This window comes from Notoacmeibacter ruber (genome assembly GCF_003668555.1).
In the GTDB taxonomy this organism is placed as follows: domain Bacteria; phylum Pseudomonadota; class Alphaproteobacteria; order Rhizobiales; family Rhizobiaceae; genus Notoacmeibacter; species Notoacmeibacter ruber.
In genome coordinates this window covers 570,555-588,391 of sequence record NZ_RCWN01000001.1, presented here as the reverse complement: position 1 = coordinate 588,391, position 17,837 = coordinate 570,555, and the positions used below count along the sequence as shown (strand labels likewise).

Here is a 17,837-nt window from a genome sequence, read left to right as displayed (position 1 = left end):
ATGGATCTTCAACTTACCGACGAACAGCGCGCGTTTCGCGATGACGTCCGCACCTTCTTTCAGGAGAACGTGCCGGACGATATCCGGGAGACGATGGTCGATAGTGGCCACCCGAGCAAAGAGCAGTTTCAGCGGTGGACCAAGATCCTCGCCGAGAAGGGCTGGGGTGCGCCGCACTGGCCGGAGGCATATGGCGGTACGGGCTGGGGCCCAGTCGAGCAATATATCTTTCTGGAAGAGTTGCAGGCTTATCCTGCGCCGGCTCCCCTGCCCTTCGGCGTCAATATGGTCGCGCCGGTCATCTACACATTCGGCAATGAGCAACAGAAGCAGAAATATCTGCCGCGCATCCTCGATCTGACCGACTGGTGGTGCCAGGGTTTCTCCGAGCCGGGCGCCGGGTCCGACCTGGCCTCGCTCAAGACCCGCGCGGTCAAGGAGGGCGACCACTATGTCGTCAACGGTCAGAAGACCTGGACGACGCTCGCCCAACATGCCGACTGGATCTTCTGCCTGGTGCGGACCGATCCTGACGCCGACAAACTGCAAAAGGGCATTTCGTTCCTGCTTATCGATATGAAGAGCGAAGGCATTACCGTCCGCCCGATTCGGACGGTCGACGGGGGCGTCGAGGTCAACGAGGTCTTCTTCGACGATGTGAAAGTGCCGGTCGAGAACCTTGTGGGCCAGGAGAATAAGGGCTGGGACTATGCCAAGTTCCTGCTTGGCAATGAGCGGACAAACATTGCCCGCATCGGCATGAGCAAGCACGCCGCCAAGCGTATCCGCGAGCTGGCCGGCATCGAACAGGCAGGCGGTCGGCCGCTGATCGAGGATCGCCGCTTTGCCGAAAAGCTGACGGCGCTGGAGATCGATCTGAAGGCGCTGGAAATCACGCAGATGCGGGTCGTGGCAGATGATGCCAAGAATCCCGACGCGAAAACGCCCAACCCGGCCTCTTCCATCCTCAAGATTAAGGGCAGCGAAATTCAGCAGCGCTGCACCGATCTTTTGATGGAGGTGATGGGACCTTATGCCGCCCCACGCCAGCATGACGATTATCTAGGCCATAACGAGCCGCCCATCGGCCCGGACTACGCCGCCCATGCTGCGCCGAGCTATTTCAACTATCGCAAGGTCTCGATCTATGGCGGGTCGAACGAAATCCAGAAGAACATCATAGCCAAGGCCGTGCTCGGTTTCTGAACCGGCCTGACGCGATCGTCACAGGAGGAATGATCGGATGGATTTCGATCTCACCGAAGAACAATCTATGCTCAAGGACAGCCTCGACCGGCTGCTGTCCGACAATTACGGTTTCGAGGCACGCGAAAAAATCCGCAAGGCAGAGCCGGGCTGGTCGAAAGAGGTGTGGGGCCAGCTGGCCGAACTGGGCCTTCTCATGCTGCCCTTCGCCGAAGAGGATGGCGGCTATGGCGGCGGGCCGGAAGACGTCATGATCGCGATGGAGAGTCTGGGCGCCGCGCTGTCGCTCGAGCCTTTCCTCGCGACCGTCGTTCTTGCGGGTGGCATTCTGCGCGAAGCTGGCTCCGATGAACAACGCGCGGAACTGGTGCCGCAGATCGTCGGCGGCGAACTCGTCATGGCTCTCGCCCATGGAGAGCGCGGCGCGCGCTACACGCTCAGCCATGTCGAGACAACAGCCAAAAAGGCGGACGACAGCTACGTTCTGAATGGCGAGAAGAGTATCGTTCTGCATGGGGCAGACGCCGACAAGCTAATCGTCTCGGCGCGGACTTCCGGCGAAGCGGCCGACCAGGACGGTATCAGCCTGTTTCTCATGGATGCGAACGCGGAGGGCATTTCGCGGCGCAGCTACAAGCTTCAGGACGACCGGCCAGCGGCCGATATCATATTGTCCGATGTAACGGTTCCAGCATCTGCGCTGCTTGGAGAAGAGGGGCAAGGCTATCGCGCAATTGCCAAAGTCTACGATCAGGCCATCGCCGCCCTCGCTGCCGAAGCCGTCGGTCTCCTGACGAAAATTCTTGGAAGCACCACCCAATATCTGAAGGACCGCAAACAGTTCGGCGTGCCAATTTCGAAGTTTCAGGTGCTTCAGCACGATAGCGTCGACATCTTCATTGCGCTGGAGCAGATGCGCTCCATTGCCATGTTCGCGACGTCGGAAGCCGATAATGACGATGCCGCCGTTCGCTCGAAGGCCGCTTCTTCGGCAAAGGTCATGCTCGGACAGGAGGGGCGCAAGGCTGCGGAGACGTCGATTCAACTTCATGGCGGCGTTGGCGTGACCATGGAGTATGCGATCAGCCACTACTTCAAGCGGATCACGGTCGACGATATGCTGTTCGGCAATGCCGACTATCATATGAGCCGGATTGCCGAGAGCGGACCGCTGCTCGAAAACTAGTCGGTCGACATGAACCGGTTTCCAGAAGGCGCAGCTCAGACTGCGCCTTTTTCGTTGCGGCGACCAACAAGTGCCTTGTCGTTTGGACAGTGCTTACATATATTATTTTTTATATATATTTTTATCCTCGACTTATCGGGTTTCGCCATGGATTTCATACCGACCGAATTCACGCCCTGGAGATCCCTGGCCGGCGGCATCCTCATCGGTCTCTCGGCCGTGCTCTTGATGGCTTTGAATGGACGGATTGCCGGGATGACCAGCATTCTCTCTGTTTTGACCCGGCCTGCTGAATGGCTTTCTCAGCCTTGGAAGTTCGCTTTTCTTGGGGCAGCTGTCGCGGCACCTCTTGTTCTGGTCGGCGCGGGCGGCATCGTTGCGGTTCAGGTGGCCGCTCCGACATCCCTTCTGGTCGTCGGAGGCATTCTTGTCGGCATCGGCAGCACACTGGCCAGCGGCTGCACATCGGGCCACGGGGTATGCGGCACGGCACGGCACGGCTGTCGGTACGCTCCATGGTCGCCACAATCACCTTCCTCGCCTTCGCTATCCTTACCGTTCTCGCCATCCGCCTGTTCAGCGGGGTGGCGGCATGACACGGCAGCTTCTGGCAGGTGCGGCGGCCGGTCTTCTTTTCGGGCTCGGCATCTCGCTATCGGGCATGATCAACCCGGCAAAAGTCATTGGTTTTTTCGACGTGACTGGTCATTGGGACGCTTCCCTCGTCTTCGTCATGGCAGGCGCCGTCGCGACCACCTTCATCGGCTATCGTCTGGTTTTCAGCCGCTGGTCGCATCCTTTGCTGGACACGAGCTTCCACCTCCCGGAGGCGAAACAAATCGATGGCAGACTGCTCTCGGGCGCAGCCATATTCGGCATCGGATGGGGAATTGTCGGCTTCTGCCCGGGGCGGCACCCGTCGCGCTCCTGGTCAATGCGGTACCGGTCGGTACTTTTGTCATCTCGCTACTGGCCGGCGGCCTTTTCGCGTGGCGGATTCTTCTGCCTCTTTTCCGCTCCAGCGTGGTCTAAGGGTCTTGCAGCGCGGCGATTAAGGCGACAGAATCGCAGTCTCTCTAGCAGTCTGCAAGGACCCCTGATTCATGGATTTGCGCTATCTCACCGACGATCTGGCCGTCATCGGCCAGATCACCTCCGATGACATTCCCGCCATTGTCGAGGAGGGTTTCAAGGCGGTGGTGTGTAATCGTCCCGACAGCGAAGCCGGAGCCGTCTCTCATGAGACCGTTCAGAGCGCGGCCCTGAAAGCAGGGCTGGAATTTCGCTATATCCCCGTCACGTCGGGAGCGATCACCGGCGACAATGTGACCGATATGGGCGAAGCGCTCAAACTTCTGCCGAAGCCCGTCCTTGCGTATTGCCGTTCCGGTGCCCGCTGCACCAACCTCTATGCACTGACAAAACAGGCCGGCTACTGAACCGGCTCAAGCCTGGGCATAGATTAAAAGGCCGCGTCAAAACCGACGCGGCTTTTTGCTGTAAGGAACGATACGCGTTCAGAAAACCCGCAATAGACCGAGCGTCAGAACCGGGAACAGCACGAGAATCACAACGCGAATGAGGTCCGAGGCAACGAAGGGCAGAACGCCGACGAATGTCTCACGGATCGGAATGCTCGTTTTCGCCATCGAATTGATGATGAAGAGGTTCATCCCGACCGGCGGCGTGATGAGACCGACCTCCACGACGATCAAGGCGAGGATTCCGAACCAGATCGAGAAGTCCTCGACGCTCATGCCGAAATCGAGCTGGATCACGATCGGATAAAAAATCGGAATGGTGAGCAGGATCATGGAGAGCGAATCCATGACGCAGCCCATCAAGAGGTAGAAGACCAGAATGATGATGAGGACCGCCATGGGCGCGAAACCCTGATCGGTCACCCACGCGGCGGCCTCCTGCGGCACCTGTGTCAGTGCCAGAAAACCGTTATAGATTCCGGCGCCGAGAACGATCAGGAAGATCATGGCCGTGGCGGACGCCGTCGCCAGAATGCTCTCGGAAAAACTGCGCCACGTCATTCCGCCATTGAAAAGCGCGACGAGCCCCGTGCCCGCGGCGCCGACCGCTGCGCCTTCGGTCGGCGTGAACCAGCCGCCATAGATACCGCCCACCACGAGCAGGAAGATGAGCAATACCGGCCAGACTTCACTCAACACCAGAAAGCGTTCGCGATAGGAGACCCGCTCGCGTATGCCGGCGCTGTCGGGCTTCAGGCGCACATAGATCGAGATGGTGATCATGTAGCCGATGGCAGCCAATATGCCCGGCACAAAGGCGGCCACGAACAGCTTGGCGATATTCTGCTCGGTCAGGATGGCGTAGATCACCAGAATGACCGAGGGCGGTATCAGAATGCCCAGCGTGCCGCCCGCCGCCAAGGTGCCGGAAGCAAGCGCGCCGCTATAGCCGTATCGACGCAGTTCCGGCAGGGCCACCTGCCCCATCGTTGCGGCCGTCGCCAGCGACGAGCCGCAGATCGCACCGAAACCCGCGCAAGCACCGACCGCTGCCATCGCGACGCCCCCCTTACGGTGACCGAGCCACACTTCGGCGGCCTTGAAGAGGCTTTGGCTCATGCCGCCAAGCGTCGCGAATTGTCCCATCAGCAGAAACAGCGGCACGATCGACAGGGAATAGGATGAGAAGGTCGTGTAGGTCTCGCTTTTGAGCTTGGCCATGATCATCATCGTCGAACCGCCGACAATCCACGATCCACAAAAACCGACGACGAGCATGGCGAGACCGATAGGCATTCTCAGGAAGATGAGAAGCAGAAGAACCGGAAACGACCAGAGGCCAAGTTCGAGATTGGTCAATGGATGGTCCCCCCGGTCTCGACCGGCTTTTTGTTCGACAGTTCGCCGATGCGAACACCCACCATGTAGACGGAGATGATGCAAGAGATGACAGCAGGGATGAACGCTGCCGCATATCCCCACCAGACCGGAAACTGAAGAATGAAGGTGGTCTCGTGATAGCCCAACTTGTCCATCATGCCGTGATAGAGACGCCAGGTAATGATCAGCAGCGCGACCGTCATGACGATCTCGCTCAGAAGGTCGATGAAGCGGTTGACGCGCGGCGGCAGACCGGAGGTGAATAGGTCCACGGTCGCGTGAGCCCGCCTCAGCTGGCACCACGGCAGGAAGGCGAAGATCGAGAAGGCGACGCCGGCCTCTATCAGTTCGAAGTCGCCTTTCACGGGCCTCAAACCATATTCAATTCCTGCCCGCCCGATAATGCTCACGCAGGTCATGATCGTCAGAAGCACGAGCACGATGCCGCCAGCCATCGCAGCTATCCGCGCGAGCCATTCCACCCATCTGGTCACGAAGCGCCCTCTCCCCAACAAGGCCGGACGAAGATCGTCCCTCGCGGCCTATTCGTCATCGTCGTTATCAATGAGCTGCTCCTTGCGGATTTCGATCGGCAGGCAGAGCCTTCAATCTGCGGTAGACTCAAGCGGCCCGGACGAAACATTGCCGGCCTCCAGCCATTCGTTTTCTTCATCGATCAACGTCTCGGCCTCATCCAGCAACGCGGCCCCATCGAGACCCTTTGAATCGATATCGGCGACCCAGGCGTCTATGACCGGCTCAGCGGCGTCTTTGAAGCCTTGCAGCGCTTCGCCCTCCAGCACGGTGACGGTGTTGCCGCGTTCTTTGGCCGCCTGACGGGCTGGCGCATCAGACGCGGCCTGGGTCCGCCCGGCAAAGCCCGACAATTCAATGCCTGAATTTGCGTCGATGACGTCTTTCAGATCATCGGGAAGGCTTTCATACCGGTCCTTGTTCATCACCAGAACGAAGGTGAGCGTATACAAAGCAGGCGTGCCGAACTCGGTGTGATTGCCGATGAGTTCGGCGACCTTGATAGAGGGAACGACATCCCATGGAACGGCGGCGCCATCGATGACGCCTTTCGACAGAGCCTCTGGAACGGAGGGGGCCGGCATACCGACAGGTTCGGCTCCCAGCTCGGTCAGCAGCGCGTTGACCGAACGCGAGCCGCCACGAATTTTCATGCCGTTAAGATCTTCGACGCTTTGGATCGGCTCGTCGGTATGAAAAAGCCCGGGTCCATGCACCCATGTCGCGAGAACCTTGAAATCTTTGAATTCGGTGTCGCGCATTTCCTTTTCGAAGAGCCGCCAGAACGCGCGTGAAGTCGCCTCAGCATTCTTCATGATGAAGGGCTGCTCGAACACTTCTGTGCGCGGGAAGAGGCCGGGTTTGTAGCCAACCACATACCAGCTGATATCGATGACACCGTCGCGCGTCTGGTTGATCAGCTCCGGTGGCGTGCCGCCCAACTGCATGGACGGGTAGATCTCGATGGCGATGCGGCCAGACGATTCCTCTTCCACGGCCTTCGCCCAGGGCTCCAGTATCAGCTTTGGCACATTGGCCTGCGCTGGCAGGAAATGCTCCATGCGGAGCGTGACCTCCTGAGCGGAAGAACTTGCGGGGGCCGCAAAGGCGGCGACAGCCCCGACCCATAGGGCCGCTACCATATGGCGCAGCACGGTGTTCGGCATAATTTGCTCCCTCCCGGTTCGCATGGCTAGGCCATACTACCGCCCGACCCCGTGATGCCCCGGACATTTTGACATATCCACAGCGATCAGGTCCTGAACCTCTTCCGTATTAAAGACCGACCAGCCGGTCATGTAAACGGACTTCTTGCGATCTCCCTGTCTCAAGCGGTTGAAGGGCGCGTCGCCAACCTTTAGATCGTGACGTCTCAGATATCTCAAGGAAGGAGTCGACGGTGACCGATACGTCCGATCTGACGTTGCTCGGCAGCAAGACCGATCAGCCGCAAAACCCGGACGAAGCCGTTCTGGAAACCGTACCCTATTCGGGAACGTCCGAAGCGCCCTGCGTTGTCCGTTTTACCTGCCCCGAATTCACTTCGCTCTGCCCCATGACGGGGCAACCGGATTTCGCGCATCTCGTCATCGACTACGTTCCCGGACCGAAGCTCGTCGAGAGCAAGAGCCTGAAGATGTTTCTCACATCGTTCCGCAATCATGGTGCGTTTCACGAAGATTGTACGCGCATGGTCGGTCGCCGGATTGCCGAAGCGACAGAATGCCAGTGGCTGCGGATCGGCGGGTACTGGTATCCGCGCGGCGGCATCCCCATCGACGTTTTCTGGCAGACGGGCCCCTTGCCGGCCGATGTGTGGATTCCGGATCAGGGCGTGCCGCCCTATCGGGGGCGCGGGTAGCGCCACCTGCTTTTCCGCCAGAAGGCGGTGGATAGACCGCCATGCCTTTCGATTTCATCGCGCGACTGGCGTAGGATGACGTCATGACCATCCGCCAATTGCCAGAAACGATCGTCAACCGCATCGCTGCCGGCGAGGTGGTCGAACGACCGGCTTCGGTCGTCAAGGAACTGGTGGAAAACGCGATCGACGCCGGAGCGACGCGAATAGAGATTGCCACGGCAGGCGGCGGGCTCTCCCTTTTGCGGGTGAGCGACAATGGCAGCGGAATAGAACCCGGACAGTTGCCGTTGGCGGTGGCTCGCCACTGCACTAGCAAGTTGAGCGACAATATTTTCGATATTCGCTCACTCGGCTTTCGCGGCGAAGCCCTGCCCTCGATCGGCTCCGTGGCACGCCTTTCGATCCGTTCGGCGACCGAAGCCGGCGAAGGCGCCGAAATCACCGTTGAGGGCGGAGAATTGTCTGCAGTGCGCCCTGCCGCCTGCAATCGCGGAACCGTGGTCGAGGTTCGCGACCTATTCTTCTCTACACCCGCGCGGCTCAAATTCATGAAGAGCGAGCGCGCGGAGAGCGCGGCCATCACGGATCAGTTACGCCGCATCGCCCTCGCCTTCCCGGGCGTTCGTTTCGCCTTGACCGGGCCGGACCGGTCATCCCTCGAACTTCCACTGTGCGAAGGCACACCGGAAAAAGCCGCCACGGAACGCATGCGCGCCCTACTCGGCCATGGCTTCGCAGAGAATTCACTGCCGATCAATGCGATGCGTGACGGGGTTCGGCTGACCGGCCGCATTTCGGTCCCCTCCTACAGCCGCGGCAACGCCCAGCACCAATTCGTCATGGTCAATGGCCGGCCGGTACGCGACAAGAGACTGGCGGGCGCGATACGGGGTGCCTATGCCGATGCGCTGCCGCGCGACCGCCATGCCGCCGTCGTCCTGTTTCTCGATCTCGATCCTGCGCTGGTGGACGTTAACGTTCATCCGCAAAAAGCCGATGTGCGCTTCCGCGATAGCGGAATGATTTCCGGTCTTATCGTGGGGGCGATCCGCCAGGCTCTTTCCGAGGCCGGCATCCGCCCCTCCACTGACGCCGCCAGCGCCATGGCCGCGGCTTTCCGGCCCGCAGAAGATGTTCGCCCGTCGGCCTATCAGGCGAGAGGCCTTACGGCTTCACCGCATTCGACCGAGAGCGGTTTTTCCTTCTCACCATCAGCGCAAAGCTACGCTCCGGAAGGTTTCGTTTCGCCATCGACGCAGCAGGCCACCCCCACCGGCTTTTCAGAGCATCCTTCCAATGGGTGGAGCAGCGAAAACAGAGAGCCGCCGGGGCCCGCCAGTCCACCGCAAACGGACTACCCGCTGGGCGCGCCCCGAGCGCAAATTCACGAAAATTACATCGTGGCGCAAACGGCGGATTCGCTCATCCTCGTCGACCAGCATGCAGCGCATGAGCGCCTCGTCTACGAAAAACTGAAGACAGCGATGGAGGGCCGTGCTCTTCCCGCCCAGCATCTCCTCATTCCCGAGGTGGTCGATTTGCCGATGGACGACGTCAATCGGCTGGAGGCTGTTGCGCAGGACCTTGCCCGCTTCGGCCTTATCGTTGAGCGGTTCGGCCCCGGCGCCGTTGCGATCCAGGCGACGCCCGCCATGCTGGGAGAAATCGACGCCGGCGCGTTGATCCGCGACCTTGCCGATGAGCTGGCGGAAAATGAAAACAGCGAAGAGCTGCGGCTACGCCTCAACCACGTTGCGGCAACCATGGCCTGCCACGGATCCGTACGGTCCGGGCGCCGGCTGCGTGTGGAAGAGATGGAAGCCCTTCTGCGACAGATGGAGCAGACCCCCGGTTCCGGCACGTGCAATCATGGCCGGCCGACCTATATCGAACTCAAGCTGGACGATATCGAAAAGCTCTTCGGACGTCGTTAGAGTCCAGCGGTCTGCATGCCTGTGCCGACCGCTTCGGAGCCTGTTCTTGACCATGAAGGCGGCGCAAGGCAGTAACGGCGCTACACATTCGAACCTGCCGGGAAACCATTGGCCATGAACCATCTCGACATTGTCAGCCCTCGCGAGGCCGAGATCGAATATCTGGATGGCGATTACCGCATCAAGAAGAACGGAAGTTTCGTGCGTTGTGCCGTCACAGGCGACCCGATTCCGCTGGAAGAGCTGAAATATTGGAGCGTCGACCGGCAGGAGGCCTATCGCGACGCCCAGGTCTCGCTTCAAAGAGAGATCGAAATCAATCCTTCTCTTCGGAAACTCCAGAAGCCCTCTGCCTAGCCTTTGGCAAGACGGCGGCGCTTGTAGGATTCGACCGTGGCCTCGATGATCCGTGATGCCGCCGTCGGATTGTCGAACTTCGCCTCAATCGGCAGAACCGCACTCTTTTCGAAAAGCCGCTGCAGTTCGCCTCCGCCACCGCGCAACCGTATCGCATCTTTCTCCGTGGTGATCAGCGTCAGTCCGTCCCGCGCCGCATCGGCCATGAGATCCACCGCCTCGTCCTCACTGAATGCATGGTGATCGGGGAACGAACGCGTTGCGGCTACGTCCGCACCAAGGCGGTTCAGGGTGTCGAAGAATTTCTCTGGTACGCCAATCCCCGCATAGGCCAGATAGCGCTGACTGCGATTCAGTTCCTGCCGTGGGCGGATGGCCGCCCGGTGGATCGGCAATGCCGCCCGCGCTGCTATGCGAATGACGCGATCCGCCGCATCGCCCTGCCCCATTACGAGAAGGCTGTCGGCGTGGCGTAACTGTATAGACAGGGGAGCCCGAAGTGGCCCCGCCGGAATGACATGGCCATTGCCGAAGCCATGGCCCGCATCCACGACAAGTAAGGCGTGATCGATAGCTATCCGGGCGCTCTGAAATCCATCATCCATAATGAGGAGGTCGCAGCCCTTCTCATCGGCCAGCATCCTGGCGCCGGCATGCCGGTTCGGCGTGACGGCGACCGGTGCGGCACGGGCCAGAAGCAGAGGCTCGTCGCCGACATGGCGCGCCAGATCGTGGTCCGGGTCCACCAGCCGAGGGCGGTCGAGATTGCCGCCATAACCGCGCGAAAGGATGCCGGGCTTAAAGCCTAGCGAAATAGCAGTGCGCGCCAATTCGATGGCGACCGGCGTCTTGCCGGCGCCGCCGACGGTGAAGTTGCCGACACAGAGCACGGGCGCTGCGACCGGACGGCGCGGCGCGTGGTCCTGACGATAACCGGCCACGGCGCCGTAGACCCAACCGAACGGCGCCAGAGCATAGCCCCGCACGTCGCCTCTTATCCACCAGAACGGCGGTGCCTCGCTCGCCATGGTTGCCCCCCGTCCCTGCCTACTGAAGATCGTCGCTCTCGTCGCGGAAGGTCGCATCCACGACAAGCGGATGTATATAACGGTCCAGTTCCCGCAAGGTGGCATCAAGTGCGCCGCGCATCTTTCCCGCAGCGTCGGATGCGGCGGCGGCCATTCCGTTGCGGACCGTCGGACGGGATAGGAGGAAACTCACGGCGCCCGCCAACATTTCCTTGTCGTTGATCGTCTTCGCACCACCCGCCTTGCGCAAGCGGTCGAATGCATCGCGGAAATTGGTCATCGCAGGCCCGGTCAGGATTGCGCTGTCGAGCATGGCGGCCTCAAGCGGATTTTGGCCACCGGTCGCCTCGTCCGCCATCGAGCGGCCCATGAAGACGATGCCGGTCAGGCGGAGATAAAGCCCAAGCTCGTTCATCGTATCACCGATCCAGATATCGGTTTGCCGGTCGGGCGCCTCGCCTTTGCTGCGTTGCGCGACACGAAGCCCGGCCTCCGCCAATTCCTTGGCGACGGCATCGCCACGCTCGGCGTGGCGGGGCACCACCAATGTCAGAATGTCGGGATGGCGCTTCGTCAGCATTTTATGGACGACGCCAGCCATTTTCTCCTCGCCCGGATGCGTGGAGATCGCCGCCCAGACGTCACGTTCCCCGATTGCTGCGCGAAGGCGCCTGACCTCTTCCATATCGGCCGGTGGAATCTGCGCATCCGCCTTCAAATTGCCGGTGGAGATGACCCGCCGCTCCGACAGCGCGCTGAAGCGTTCCGCCTGCTCGTCCGACTGAGCCAGAATCAACGCATAACGGCTCAGCAGTTCCGCCGCGAGCGAAGAGTTTTTGGTCCATCGCTCAAAGCTCCTGTCCGACAGACGGCCATTGACGAGCGCGTGTGGAATATGCCGCTCCGACAGAAGATGCACCGAGACCGGCCAGATTTCCGATTCACAGCTGATCGCAAGATCGGGACGCCAATGGTCGAGAAAGCGGCGCATGATCGGCGCAATATCAAGCGGCCGGTACTGATGCGTGACCCTTTCGCCGAAACGGTTGGTTGCGATGGCCGCGGCTGTGACCGTGGAGGTCGTCAGAAGAACGTGCACATTGTGCCGCGCAAGATAATCGATCAGTCCTGCAATGGCGTTGAGCTCGCCTACACTGGCCGCATGAACCCAAACCAGAGGCCGTTCGGGGCGTTCGGCCGAGGCGTGGCCGTATCGCTCACGGCGGCGACTGCGGTCTTCCTTGCCGGCGAACGTCCGCCCGGTCAGATACACCCCGGAGAACGGGCGCAGCATCCGTCCGGCAGTCCTGTAGGCCATGAACGCGACACGGGGAAAAAGAGCCTTCATGTTGGACGAGACCTTAGCCGAAAAAAGCCAGTGCCTTGGCACTGACGGCCGCGAACCAGCGACAGTTTTGCCGGTTCGAGACTTGCATCCATCATTGTTCTACGGCCCACGTCGCGATCAATCGTGTTGTTGCGGCGACAAGAAGCGGTGGAGGTGAACGATGAAGTAGCGCATATGGGCGTTGTCGACGGTCTGCTGCGCCTTGCGGCGCCAGGCTTTTTCGGCGCTCGCGAAGTTCGGAAAGATGCCGACAATATCGAGGTCGTCAATGTCGCGGAATGTCGCTCCGTCCAGTCGTTCAAGTTCGCCGCCGAAGACGAGGTGAAGAAGCTGTTCGGATTCCTGGCTGTGTGCGGTCAAGCGTGCCTCCTGAAGTACCGTTTGGATGATGCCGATCGTGTGAGGCGTTTAGACTATCAATACCCCGGCCACGCAAGCCCATCGAATGATCGCCCCAAGGACTATTGCGCAATCATGATCGCTTGTTGGCGACCGCTTTAAGAACAGGCAGAAGTTGTTCGATCAGATGATTTTGGCAGGCAAGCAAAGGGCCGTGGCTCGAAGCCGAACGGCCGATGGTCGCCTCTGATCCATCAGGGGTCAGGACCTGACCACCGGTTTCTTTCAACATCAGCAGGGCCGCAGCGATATCCCAATCATGGGAATTGGTTTTGATGAAGGTGGCGTCGAGCCGGCCATCAGCGACCATCGCGATACGATAGGCGAGCGAAGGAATATGTTTCTGGGCGCGGTTCGTCTGCAAGAGAGATCCGGGCATTTCCCGCAGCATACTGGCCGGGCCCGCGATCGAGAAAGGCGGCTGCCTTTCCTGCCGTTTCAAAGCGCTTCCGTTGCAATAGGCGCCGTCGCCGCGGGTGGCTTCAAATATTTCGCCAATGGCCGGACAATCGAGCACACCGACCAGCGGCACGCCTTCCTCGACAATAGCTATCGACACGCACCATGTCTTTTTTCCTGCAAGAAATGCGCGGGTTCCGTCAATCGGATCGACCACGAAGCACCGTCGCCGGGAAAACCGTGCCGGATCGGCCTCCGTCTCCTCCGAAAGCCAGCCATAGTCCGGTCTGGCCGCAAGAAGTTCGGTCTTGAGAAATTCGTCGACCGCGAAATCAGCCTCCGAGACGGGACTGTCGTTTTCCTTGTGCCAGACATCCGGGTCGCGGCCAAAATGCTTCAGCGCGATCCGCCCTGCCGTAGCAGCCGCCTCCCGGATCAGCCTCAGATCATCTTTCAACGAAGGTAGAGGCTCATTCGCCGGCAAGGGTCATTCCCTCCACAAGAAGGGTCGGAGCCGCCGTGGCAAATGAACGATCGAGATCGTCGGCAGCGATCATCCGGCGGAACATGTCTTTCAAATTTGCTGCGATGGTCACTTCCGTCACCGGATAAGTCAGCTCGCCGTTCTCTATACGGAAGCCGGATGCGCCCCGCGAATAATCACCGGTGATGAGGTTGACGCCCTGGCCGATCACCTCGGTGACATAAAAGCCGTCGGCGATATCGCCGATCATCTCCTGTGGCGTGATGCTACCGGCCTCGATGGCGAGATTTGTACGGGACGGCAGAACCTGCGCGCCGCTCCTCGCACCACGGCCATTGGTCTGCAATTTGAGCTCACGCGCGGTCGAGGTCGAGAGAAACCAGTTTTTCAAAACTCCGTTCTCAATCGCGATCAACGGTTCACCCTGAACGCCTTCACCGTCGAACGGCCGCGAACCGGTGCCGCGCGGATGAAGGGGATTATCGGTGAGTGTAATAGCTTCGCTGGCGACCGACTGCCCCATCTGATCGCGCCAGAAGCTGGTTTTGCGGACCACCGCCGCACCGTTGAGCAACTGCCCCATCGTGCCGGCCAGGCCACGCGCCACGCGCGGGTCGAACACCACTGTTACCGGGCCTGTCGGCAATTTGCGGCCTCCGGTGCGGCGCACGGCCCGTTCGCCGGCTTCGCGGCCGATCTCTTCGGGCTGCCGCAAATCGGAGAGATGGCGGGTCGAGGAAAAGGCGTAGTCGCGCTCCATCGCCTGCCCCGCTCCGGCGAGCGCGGAAACCGAGCGAGAGAAATGACTGCCGCGATAGGCGCCCGAAAATCCGCCTGACGTCGCAAGCGCCAGACCGCTTCGCGTCCAGGAGACACCTGCCCCCATGACCTGCGAGACGCCTTGCACGGCGTGGGCCGCGCCTTCCAGCGCGAGCGCGTCGGAAACCATTGTCTCCGCTTCCAGTGAAGCCTCGTCATAGATGTCGAGATCGAGAATTTTTGCGGCCAGCCGATCCGGATCGGCCAGAGAGCGGCTTTCGTCGACAGGCGAGACACGCGCCATCGCAACCGCACGCTCGGAAAGCCGCGCCGCGTCATAGCCGGCAGTCGCACCGACGGAGGCCACACGGCCATCGACAAACACACGCAAGGAGATGCCGTCGCTCTCCGCGGCCTCGCTTTCCTCGACCTTGCCTTCCCGCACCGAAACGGACACGGACTGGCTTGTCACGCAGACGGCATCCGCCGCATCAGCTCCCGCCCGCCGGGCCGCTTCCACCAGTTCCGCAACACGGTCGAGATGGACCTGCTGGTTCTCGACAGGGGCGGCGAGACTGTCCTTAACTGCGTTGGTCAACGGCTTCTCTTCTCTCGATATTGCTCTGCACCATCTATGAGGCATGGCCGGTCGTGACAAGCAGGGCATAATGACGGTTATATATTCCAAAGCGAGGAACGGACGAACTTGGCCACGCCTGAAGTATCTTTCTACGGTGAAGCAGTCCTGCTGTTGGCGGGAGCGGTCGTGGCCGCTCCGCTTTTCAAACGCATCGGCCTCGGCACGGTTCTGGGCTATATCGCCGCAGGCATTCTGATCGGACCGGTCGCACGGCTGATCGCCGGCGGCGAAGAAATCCTGCATATCGCCGAACTCGGCGTAGTCTTTCTTCTGTTCCTTATCGGTCTTGAGCTGAAGCCATCGCGACTATGGGCCTTGCGCCGCGACATCTTCGGTCTCGGCCTTTCTCAGGTGATGCTGAGCGGCGTGGTCCTTTCAGGCATTCTTCTGTTCATTCTGGACCCTGCGGCCGCAATTATCGCGGGCTTCGGTCTGGCTTTGTCGTCTACGGCTTTTGGCATGCAGATCCTGGAAGATACAGGCGATACCAACCGGCATTACGGACAGCGCGCTTTCTCGATCCTGCTGTTTCAGGATCTGGCTATCGCGCCGCTTTTGGTTCTTGCGACCTTTCTTGCACCCTATGGTGCGGAAGATGCGCGCTCGCCGGCTCTATCGATCGCGATCGCGATCGGAACCGTCGCTGCGCTCGTACTGGCTGGACGCTATCTGCTGAACCCGATCTTTCGGGTCATTGGCAATACCGGCGCCCGTGAGGTGATGATCGCTGCGGCCCTGCTGCTGGTGATCGGCTCCGGCATGGCCATGCAATGGGCCGGTCTGTCGATGGCGATGGGTGCGTTTATTGCCGGCGTGCTACTTGCCGAGTCGCGCTACCGCCATGAACTCGAAGCCGATATCGAACCCTTCCGCGGCATTCTGCTCGGGCTGTTCTTCATGGCGGTCGGACTTTCGCTCGATCTTACCGTCATCCAGAACAATCTCTGGCTTATTCTCGCGGCGGTGCCCGCCCTTCTCGCCATCAAGGCGTTGATCATCTTCGTGCTGGCGCGCCTGTTCGGTTCCTACAGCGACGATGCCGTGCGCATTGCCAGCCTTTTGCCACAAGGCGGCGAATTCGGTTTCGTCCTCTTCTCGGCTGCCGCAAGCAGCGGAATCTTCCCGGACCGTATCGCATCCATTCTCGTCGCCATCGTCACCATTTCCATGGCCCTCACCCCTCTGACGCGCCGGTTCGGCGACTGGATCACCAGCAGCGCCGCATGGGATGATGACGTCATCGAAGAGGATTTCGCCGATGCCGGCAGCGAGGTCCTGATGATCGGCTTCTCGCGCTTTGGCCAGATCACCGCCCAGATGCTGCTGGCCGGTGGTGTCGAGGTGACGGTGATCGACCTCTCCGCCGAGCGCGTGACGCAGGCCGGCAAATTCGGCTTTCGCATCTATTATGGCGATGGCTGCCGCAAGGACGTGCTGGAAGCGGCGGGCATACGCCGCGCGAAGATCGTCCTCGTCTGTACGCATCTGCCTTCGATCACCAATCGGATTGTCGATCTCGTCTCGTCCGAATATCCGAACGCGAAGATCTACGCGCGGTCCTGGGACCGCGCCCATGCGATCGCGCTTCGCAAGCGGAATGTGGACTTCGAACTTCGTGAAACCGTCGAAAGCGCGCTCGTCTTCGGACGCCACACACTCTACGCGCTCGGCCTAGACGAACGCCTCGCCCACGAAATCGAAAAGGATGTGCGGCAGCGCGACGAGGAGCGACTTGCCATTCAGCAGGTCGAAGGCCTTTTCGCGGGGCAGGAGAAAATGCTGACAAGCCCGGTGCCAGAACCGCTGATCGAGCCGAAGAAGCGGCGGGAGGCGGCTCGTGCCGCTCAAGAAAAGGCCACCAAAGAAGACAGCTCGGACACGAAGCAGACCGCAGCAGAGTAGCGGCGTTACGGCGCGGCGGAAAACTGCTCGACGATACGGTCGGCGACGAGTTCGGGCCTCAGCCGCAACAGCGCCTCCCGAAGATCGAGGCGGACATTTCGGCTCTCTTCAAGCACCTGGTCGATCCGGGCGAAATCGAGCACACGAAAGCGATCGATCGCCGGCCTGAGCATGATATCGGGCCTCTGACGTTCGAGTTTGCCAGCCGTGATCGACTGCATCATGAGCTGCGTCGCACCAAACAGCAGATCGATCGATGAAGGGCTCTTCAGGCCGGAGCGCGGCGTGCCGACAACATCCACCGCGATGATCATATCGACCCGGTCACCGAAAACGTCGAAAGGAACCGGCGAGCAGATCCCGCCGTCGACATAGAGTGTGCCGGAGCGACGAACGGGAGCGAAAAGCGCGGGAACGGCAGCCGATGCGGCGAGCGCGCTCAGCAGATCGCCCTCTTCCAGCAACTGGCATTTATGGCCGTAATAATCGGTGGCGGTCACAAGGAGCGGTATTTCCAGATCCTCGAAACGGCCGTGTAGCTTCTCCGGCAAAAAGGCCGCCAGTATCGTTTCGATGTTGAACTGTCCGAGATGGAAACTGCCCGTAGCGCTATCACCAAGCCGGCCGGGACGCATCTGCAGGACGCGGCGCAACGTATCGACCTTCTTGCTGAAGGCGCCGACAGCATATTGGCGCACTTCTTTCCCGCTCATGCCGGCAGCATAGCCCGCGCCGATCAGCGCGCCGATGGACGACCCCGCAATCGCCGCCGGCCGGATACCCAGCGCGTCCAGTTCCTCCAGAACATGGATGTGCGCCAAACCACGCGCGCCGCCGCCGCCGAGGGCCAGGCCAATGCGGGGACGTTCGAGGTCCCGCGAGGTCCTGGCATCAACCGAACTTGAAGGGGTCTCGTCTTCTGCCATCCTGGCTGTT

The 17,837-nt window shown here is 60.6% G+C and carries 17 protein-coding genes; 8 read left to right on the top strand and 9 right to left on the bottom strand.

Features of this window, described 5'->3' with window-relative positions; all coding sequences use genetic code 11:
* The 4 genes from pimC to D8780_RS02730 all read left to right on the top strand — a co-directional run bounded on the left by pimC (position 1) and on the right by D8780_RS02730 (position 3,831).
* The gene (gene pimC, locus D8780_RS02750; protein WP_121644256.1) at positions 1 to 1,206 is read left to right on the top strand and encodes a pimeloyl-CoA dehydrogenase large subunit; all 1,206 of its coding nucleotides are present in this window, start codon (positions 1 to 3) and stop codon (positions 1,204 to 1,206) included.
* A 37-nt stretch (positions 1,207 to 1,243) separates the two neighbouring features.
* On the top strand, positions 1,244 to 2,392 hold the full coding sequence (locus D8780_RS02745; protein WP_121644255.1) for an acyl-CoA dehydrogenase family protein: 1,149 nt from the start codon (positions 1,244 to 1,246) through the stop codon (positions 2,390 to 2,392).
* Positions 2,393 to 2,984: 592 nt separating this feature from the next.
* Positions 2,985 to 3,554 carry a DUF6691 family protein gene (locus D8780_RS15870; RefSeq protein ID WP_342633438.1) on the top strand — a complete coding sequence of 190 codons (570 nt, stop codon included), beginning with the start codon at positions 2,985 to 2,987 and terminating at the stop codon, positions 3,552 to 3,554.
* Positions 3,496 to 3,831 carry a protein tyrosine phosphatase family protein gene (locus tag D8780_RS02730; RefSeq protein WP_121644254.1) on the top strand — a complete coding sequence of 112 codons (336 nt, stop codon included), beginning with the start codon at positions 3,496 to 3,498 and terminating at the stop codon, positions 3,829 to 3,831. Before D8780_RS15870 ends, D8780_RS02730 begins: the two co-directional genes overlap by 59 nt.
* Positions 3,832 to 3,909: 78 nt before the next feature.
* On the opposite strand, the gene D8780_RS02725 is transcribed toward D8780_RS02730, so the two are convergent.
* From D8780_RS02725 to D8780_RS02715, 3 genes are all read right to left on the bottom strand, one after another.
* The gene (locus tag D8780_RS02725; RefSeq protein ID WP_121644253.1) at positions 3,910 to 5,232 is read right to left on the bottom strand and encodes a TRAP transporter large permease; all 1,323 of its coding nucleotides are present in this window, start codon (positions 5,230 to 5,232) and stop codon (positions 3,910 to 3,912) included.
* Positions 5,229 to 5,747, bottom strand: coding sequence for a TRAP transporter small permease (locus D8780_RS02720; RefSeq protein ID WP_245412236.1), 519 nt, complete (start codon positions 5,745 to 5,747; stop codon positions 5,229 to 5,231). Before D8780_RS02720 ends, D8780_RS02725 begins: the two co-directional genes overlap by 4 nt.
* 111 nt (positions 5,748 to 5,858) lie before the next feature.
* The gene (locus D8780_RS02715; protein WP_245412235.1) at positions 5,859 to 6,953 is read right to left on the bottom strand and encodes a TRAP transporter substrate-binding protein; all 1,095 of its coding nucleotides are present in this window, start codon (positions 6,951 to 6,953) and stop codon (positions 5,859 to 5,861) included.
* Positions 6,954 to 7,186: 233 nt separating this feature from the next.
* On the opposite strand from D8780_RS02715, the gene queF reads away from it, so the two are divergent.
* The 3 genes from queF to D8780_RS02700 all read left to right on the top strand — a co-directional run bounded on the left by queF (position 7,187) and on the right by D8780_RS02700 (position 9,942).
* Positions 7,187 to 7,648 carry a preQ(1) synthase gene (gene queF, locus D8780_RS02710; RefSeq protein ID WP_121644251.1) on the top strand — a complete coding sequence of 154 codons (462 nt, stop codon included), beginning with the start codon at positions 7,187 to 7,189 and terminating at the stop codon, positions 7,646 to 7,648.
* A gap of 83 nt (positions 7,649 to 7,731) precedes the next feature.
* Positions 7,732 to 9,585: a DNA mismatch repair endonuclease MutL gene (gene mutL / locus D8780_RS02705; RefSeq protein WP_121644250.1), complete on the top strand. Its 1,854-nt coding sequence runs from the start codon at positions 7,732 to 7,734 to the stop codon at positions 9,583 to 9,585.
* 114 nt (positions 9,586 to 9,699) lie between these two features.
* A complete protein-coding gene (locus D8780_RS02700) occupies positions 9,700 to 9,942 on the top strand; it encodes a DUF2093 domain-containing protein (RefSeq protein ID WP_121644249.1) in 243 nt (80 codons plus the stop codon).
* Here the strand turns inward: D8780_RS02700 and lpxK are convergent.
* From lpxK to D8780_RS02675, 5 genes are all read right to left on the bottom strand, one after another.
* Positions 9,939 to 10,970: a tetraacyldisaccharide 4'-kinase gene (gene lpxK / locus D8780_RS02695; protein WP_121644248.1), complete on the bottom strand. Its 1,032-nt coding sequence runs from the start codon at positions 10,968 to 10,970 to the stop codon at positions 9,939 to 9,941. The genes D8780_RS02700 and lpxK overlap by 4 nt on opposite strands.
* Positions 10,971 to 10,989: 19 nt before the next feature.
* Positions 10,990 to 12,318, bottom strand: coding sequence for a 3-deoxy-D-manno-octulosonic acid transferase (locus tag D8780_RS02690; RefSeq protein ID WP_121644247.1), 1,329 nt, complete (start codon positions 12,316 to 12,318; stop codon positions 10,990 to 10,992).
* 117 nt (positions 12,319 to 12,435) lie between these two features.
* Positions 12,436 to 12,678: a DUF4170 domain-containing protein gene (locus D8780_RS02685; RefSeq protein WP_121644246.1), complete on the bottom strand. Its 243-nt coding sequence runs from the start codon at positions 12,676 to 12,678 to the stop codon at positions 12,436 to 12,438.
* 112 nt (positions 12,679 to 12,790) lie between these two features.
* Positions 12,791 to 13,573 carry a 3'(2'),5'-bisphosphate nucleotidase CysQ gene (locus D8780_RS02680; protein ID WP_245412234.1) on the bottom strand — a complete coding sequence of 261 codons (783 nt, stop codon included), beginning with the start codon at positions 13,571 to 13,573 and terminating at the stop codon, positions 12,791 to 12,793.
* Positions 13,574 to 13,586: 13 nt separating this feature from the next.
* Positions 13,587 to 14,957, bottom strand: coding sequence for a TldD/PmbA family protein (locus D8780_RS02675; protein WP_245412233.1), 1,371 nt, complete (start codon positions 14,955 to 14,957; stop codon positions 13,587 to 13,589).
* 108 nt (positions 14,958 to 15,065) lie between these two features.
* On the opposite strand from D8780_RS02675, the gene D8780_RS02670 reads away from it, so the two are divergent.
* Complete coding sequence (locus tag D8780_RS02670) at positions 15,066 to 16,901, top strand: monovalent cation:proton antiporter-2 (CPA2) family protein (RefSeq protein ID WP_245412232.1); 1,836 nt, start codon at positions 15,066 to 15,068, stop codon at positions 16,899 to 16,901.
* A 5-nt stretch (positions 16,902 to 16,906) separates the two neighbouring features.
* Here D8780_RS02670 and D8780_RS02665 read toward each other — a convergent pair whose 3' ends face one another.
* A complete protein-coding gene (locus D8780_RS02665; protein ID WP_121644243.1) occupies positions 16,907 to 17,827 on the bottom strand; it encodes a patatin-like phospholipase family protein in 921 nt (306 codons plus the stop codon).
* Positions 17,828 to 17,837 lie beyond the last annotated feature (10 nt).

Coding starts and splice junctions, on each gene's coding strand:
- pimC (WP_121644256.1), top strand. CDS start 1: ATGGATCTTCAACTTACCGACGAACAGCGCGCGTTTCGCGATGACGTC.
- D8780_RS02745 (WP_121644255.1), top strand. CDS start 1,244: ATGGATTTCGATCTCACCGAAGAACAATCTATGCTCAAGGACAGCCTC.
- D8780_RS15870 (WP_342633438.1), top strand. CDS start 2,985: ATGACACGGCAGCTTCTGGCAGGTGCGGCGGCCGGTCTTCTTTTCGGG.
- D8780_RS02730 (WP_121644254.1), top strand. CDS start 3,496: ATGGATTTGCGCTATCTCACCGACGATCTGGCCGTCATCGGCCAGATC.
- D8780_RS02715 (WP_245412235.1), bottom strand. CDS start 6,953: ATGCCGAACACCGTGCTGCGCCATATGGTAGCGGCCCTATGGGTCGGG.
- mutL (WP_121644250.1), top strand. CDS start 7,732: ATGACCATCCGCCAATTGCCAGAAACGATCGTCAACCGCATCGCTGCC.
- D8780_RS02700 (WP_121644249.1), top strand. CDS start 9,700: ATGAACCATCTCGACATTGTCAGCCCTCGCGAGGCCGAGATCGAATAT.
- lpxK (WP_121644248.1), bottom strand. CDS start 10,970: ATGGCGAGCGAGGCACCGCCGTTCTGGTGGATAAGAGGCGACGTGCGG.
- D8780_RS02690 (WP_121644247.1), bottom strand. CDS start 12,318: ATGAAGGCTCTTTTTCCCCGTGTCGCGTTCATGGCCTACAGGACTGCC.
- D8780_RS02665 (WP_121644243.1), bottom strand. CDS start 17,827: ATGGCAGAAGACGAGACCCCTTCAAGTTCGGTTGATGCCAGGACCTCG.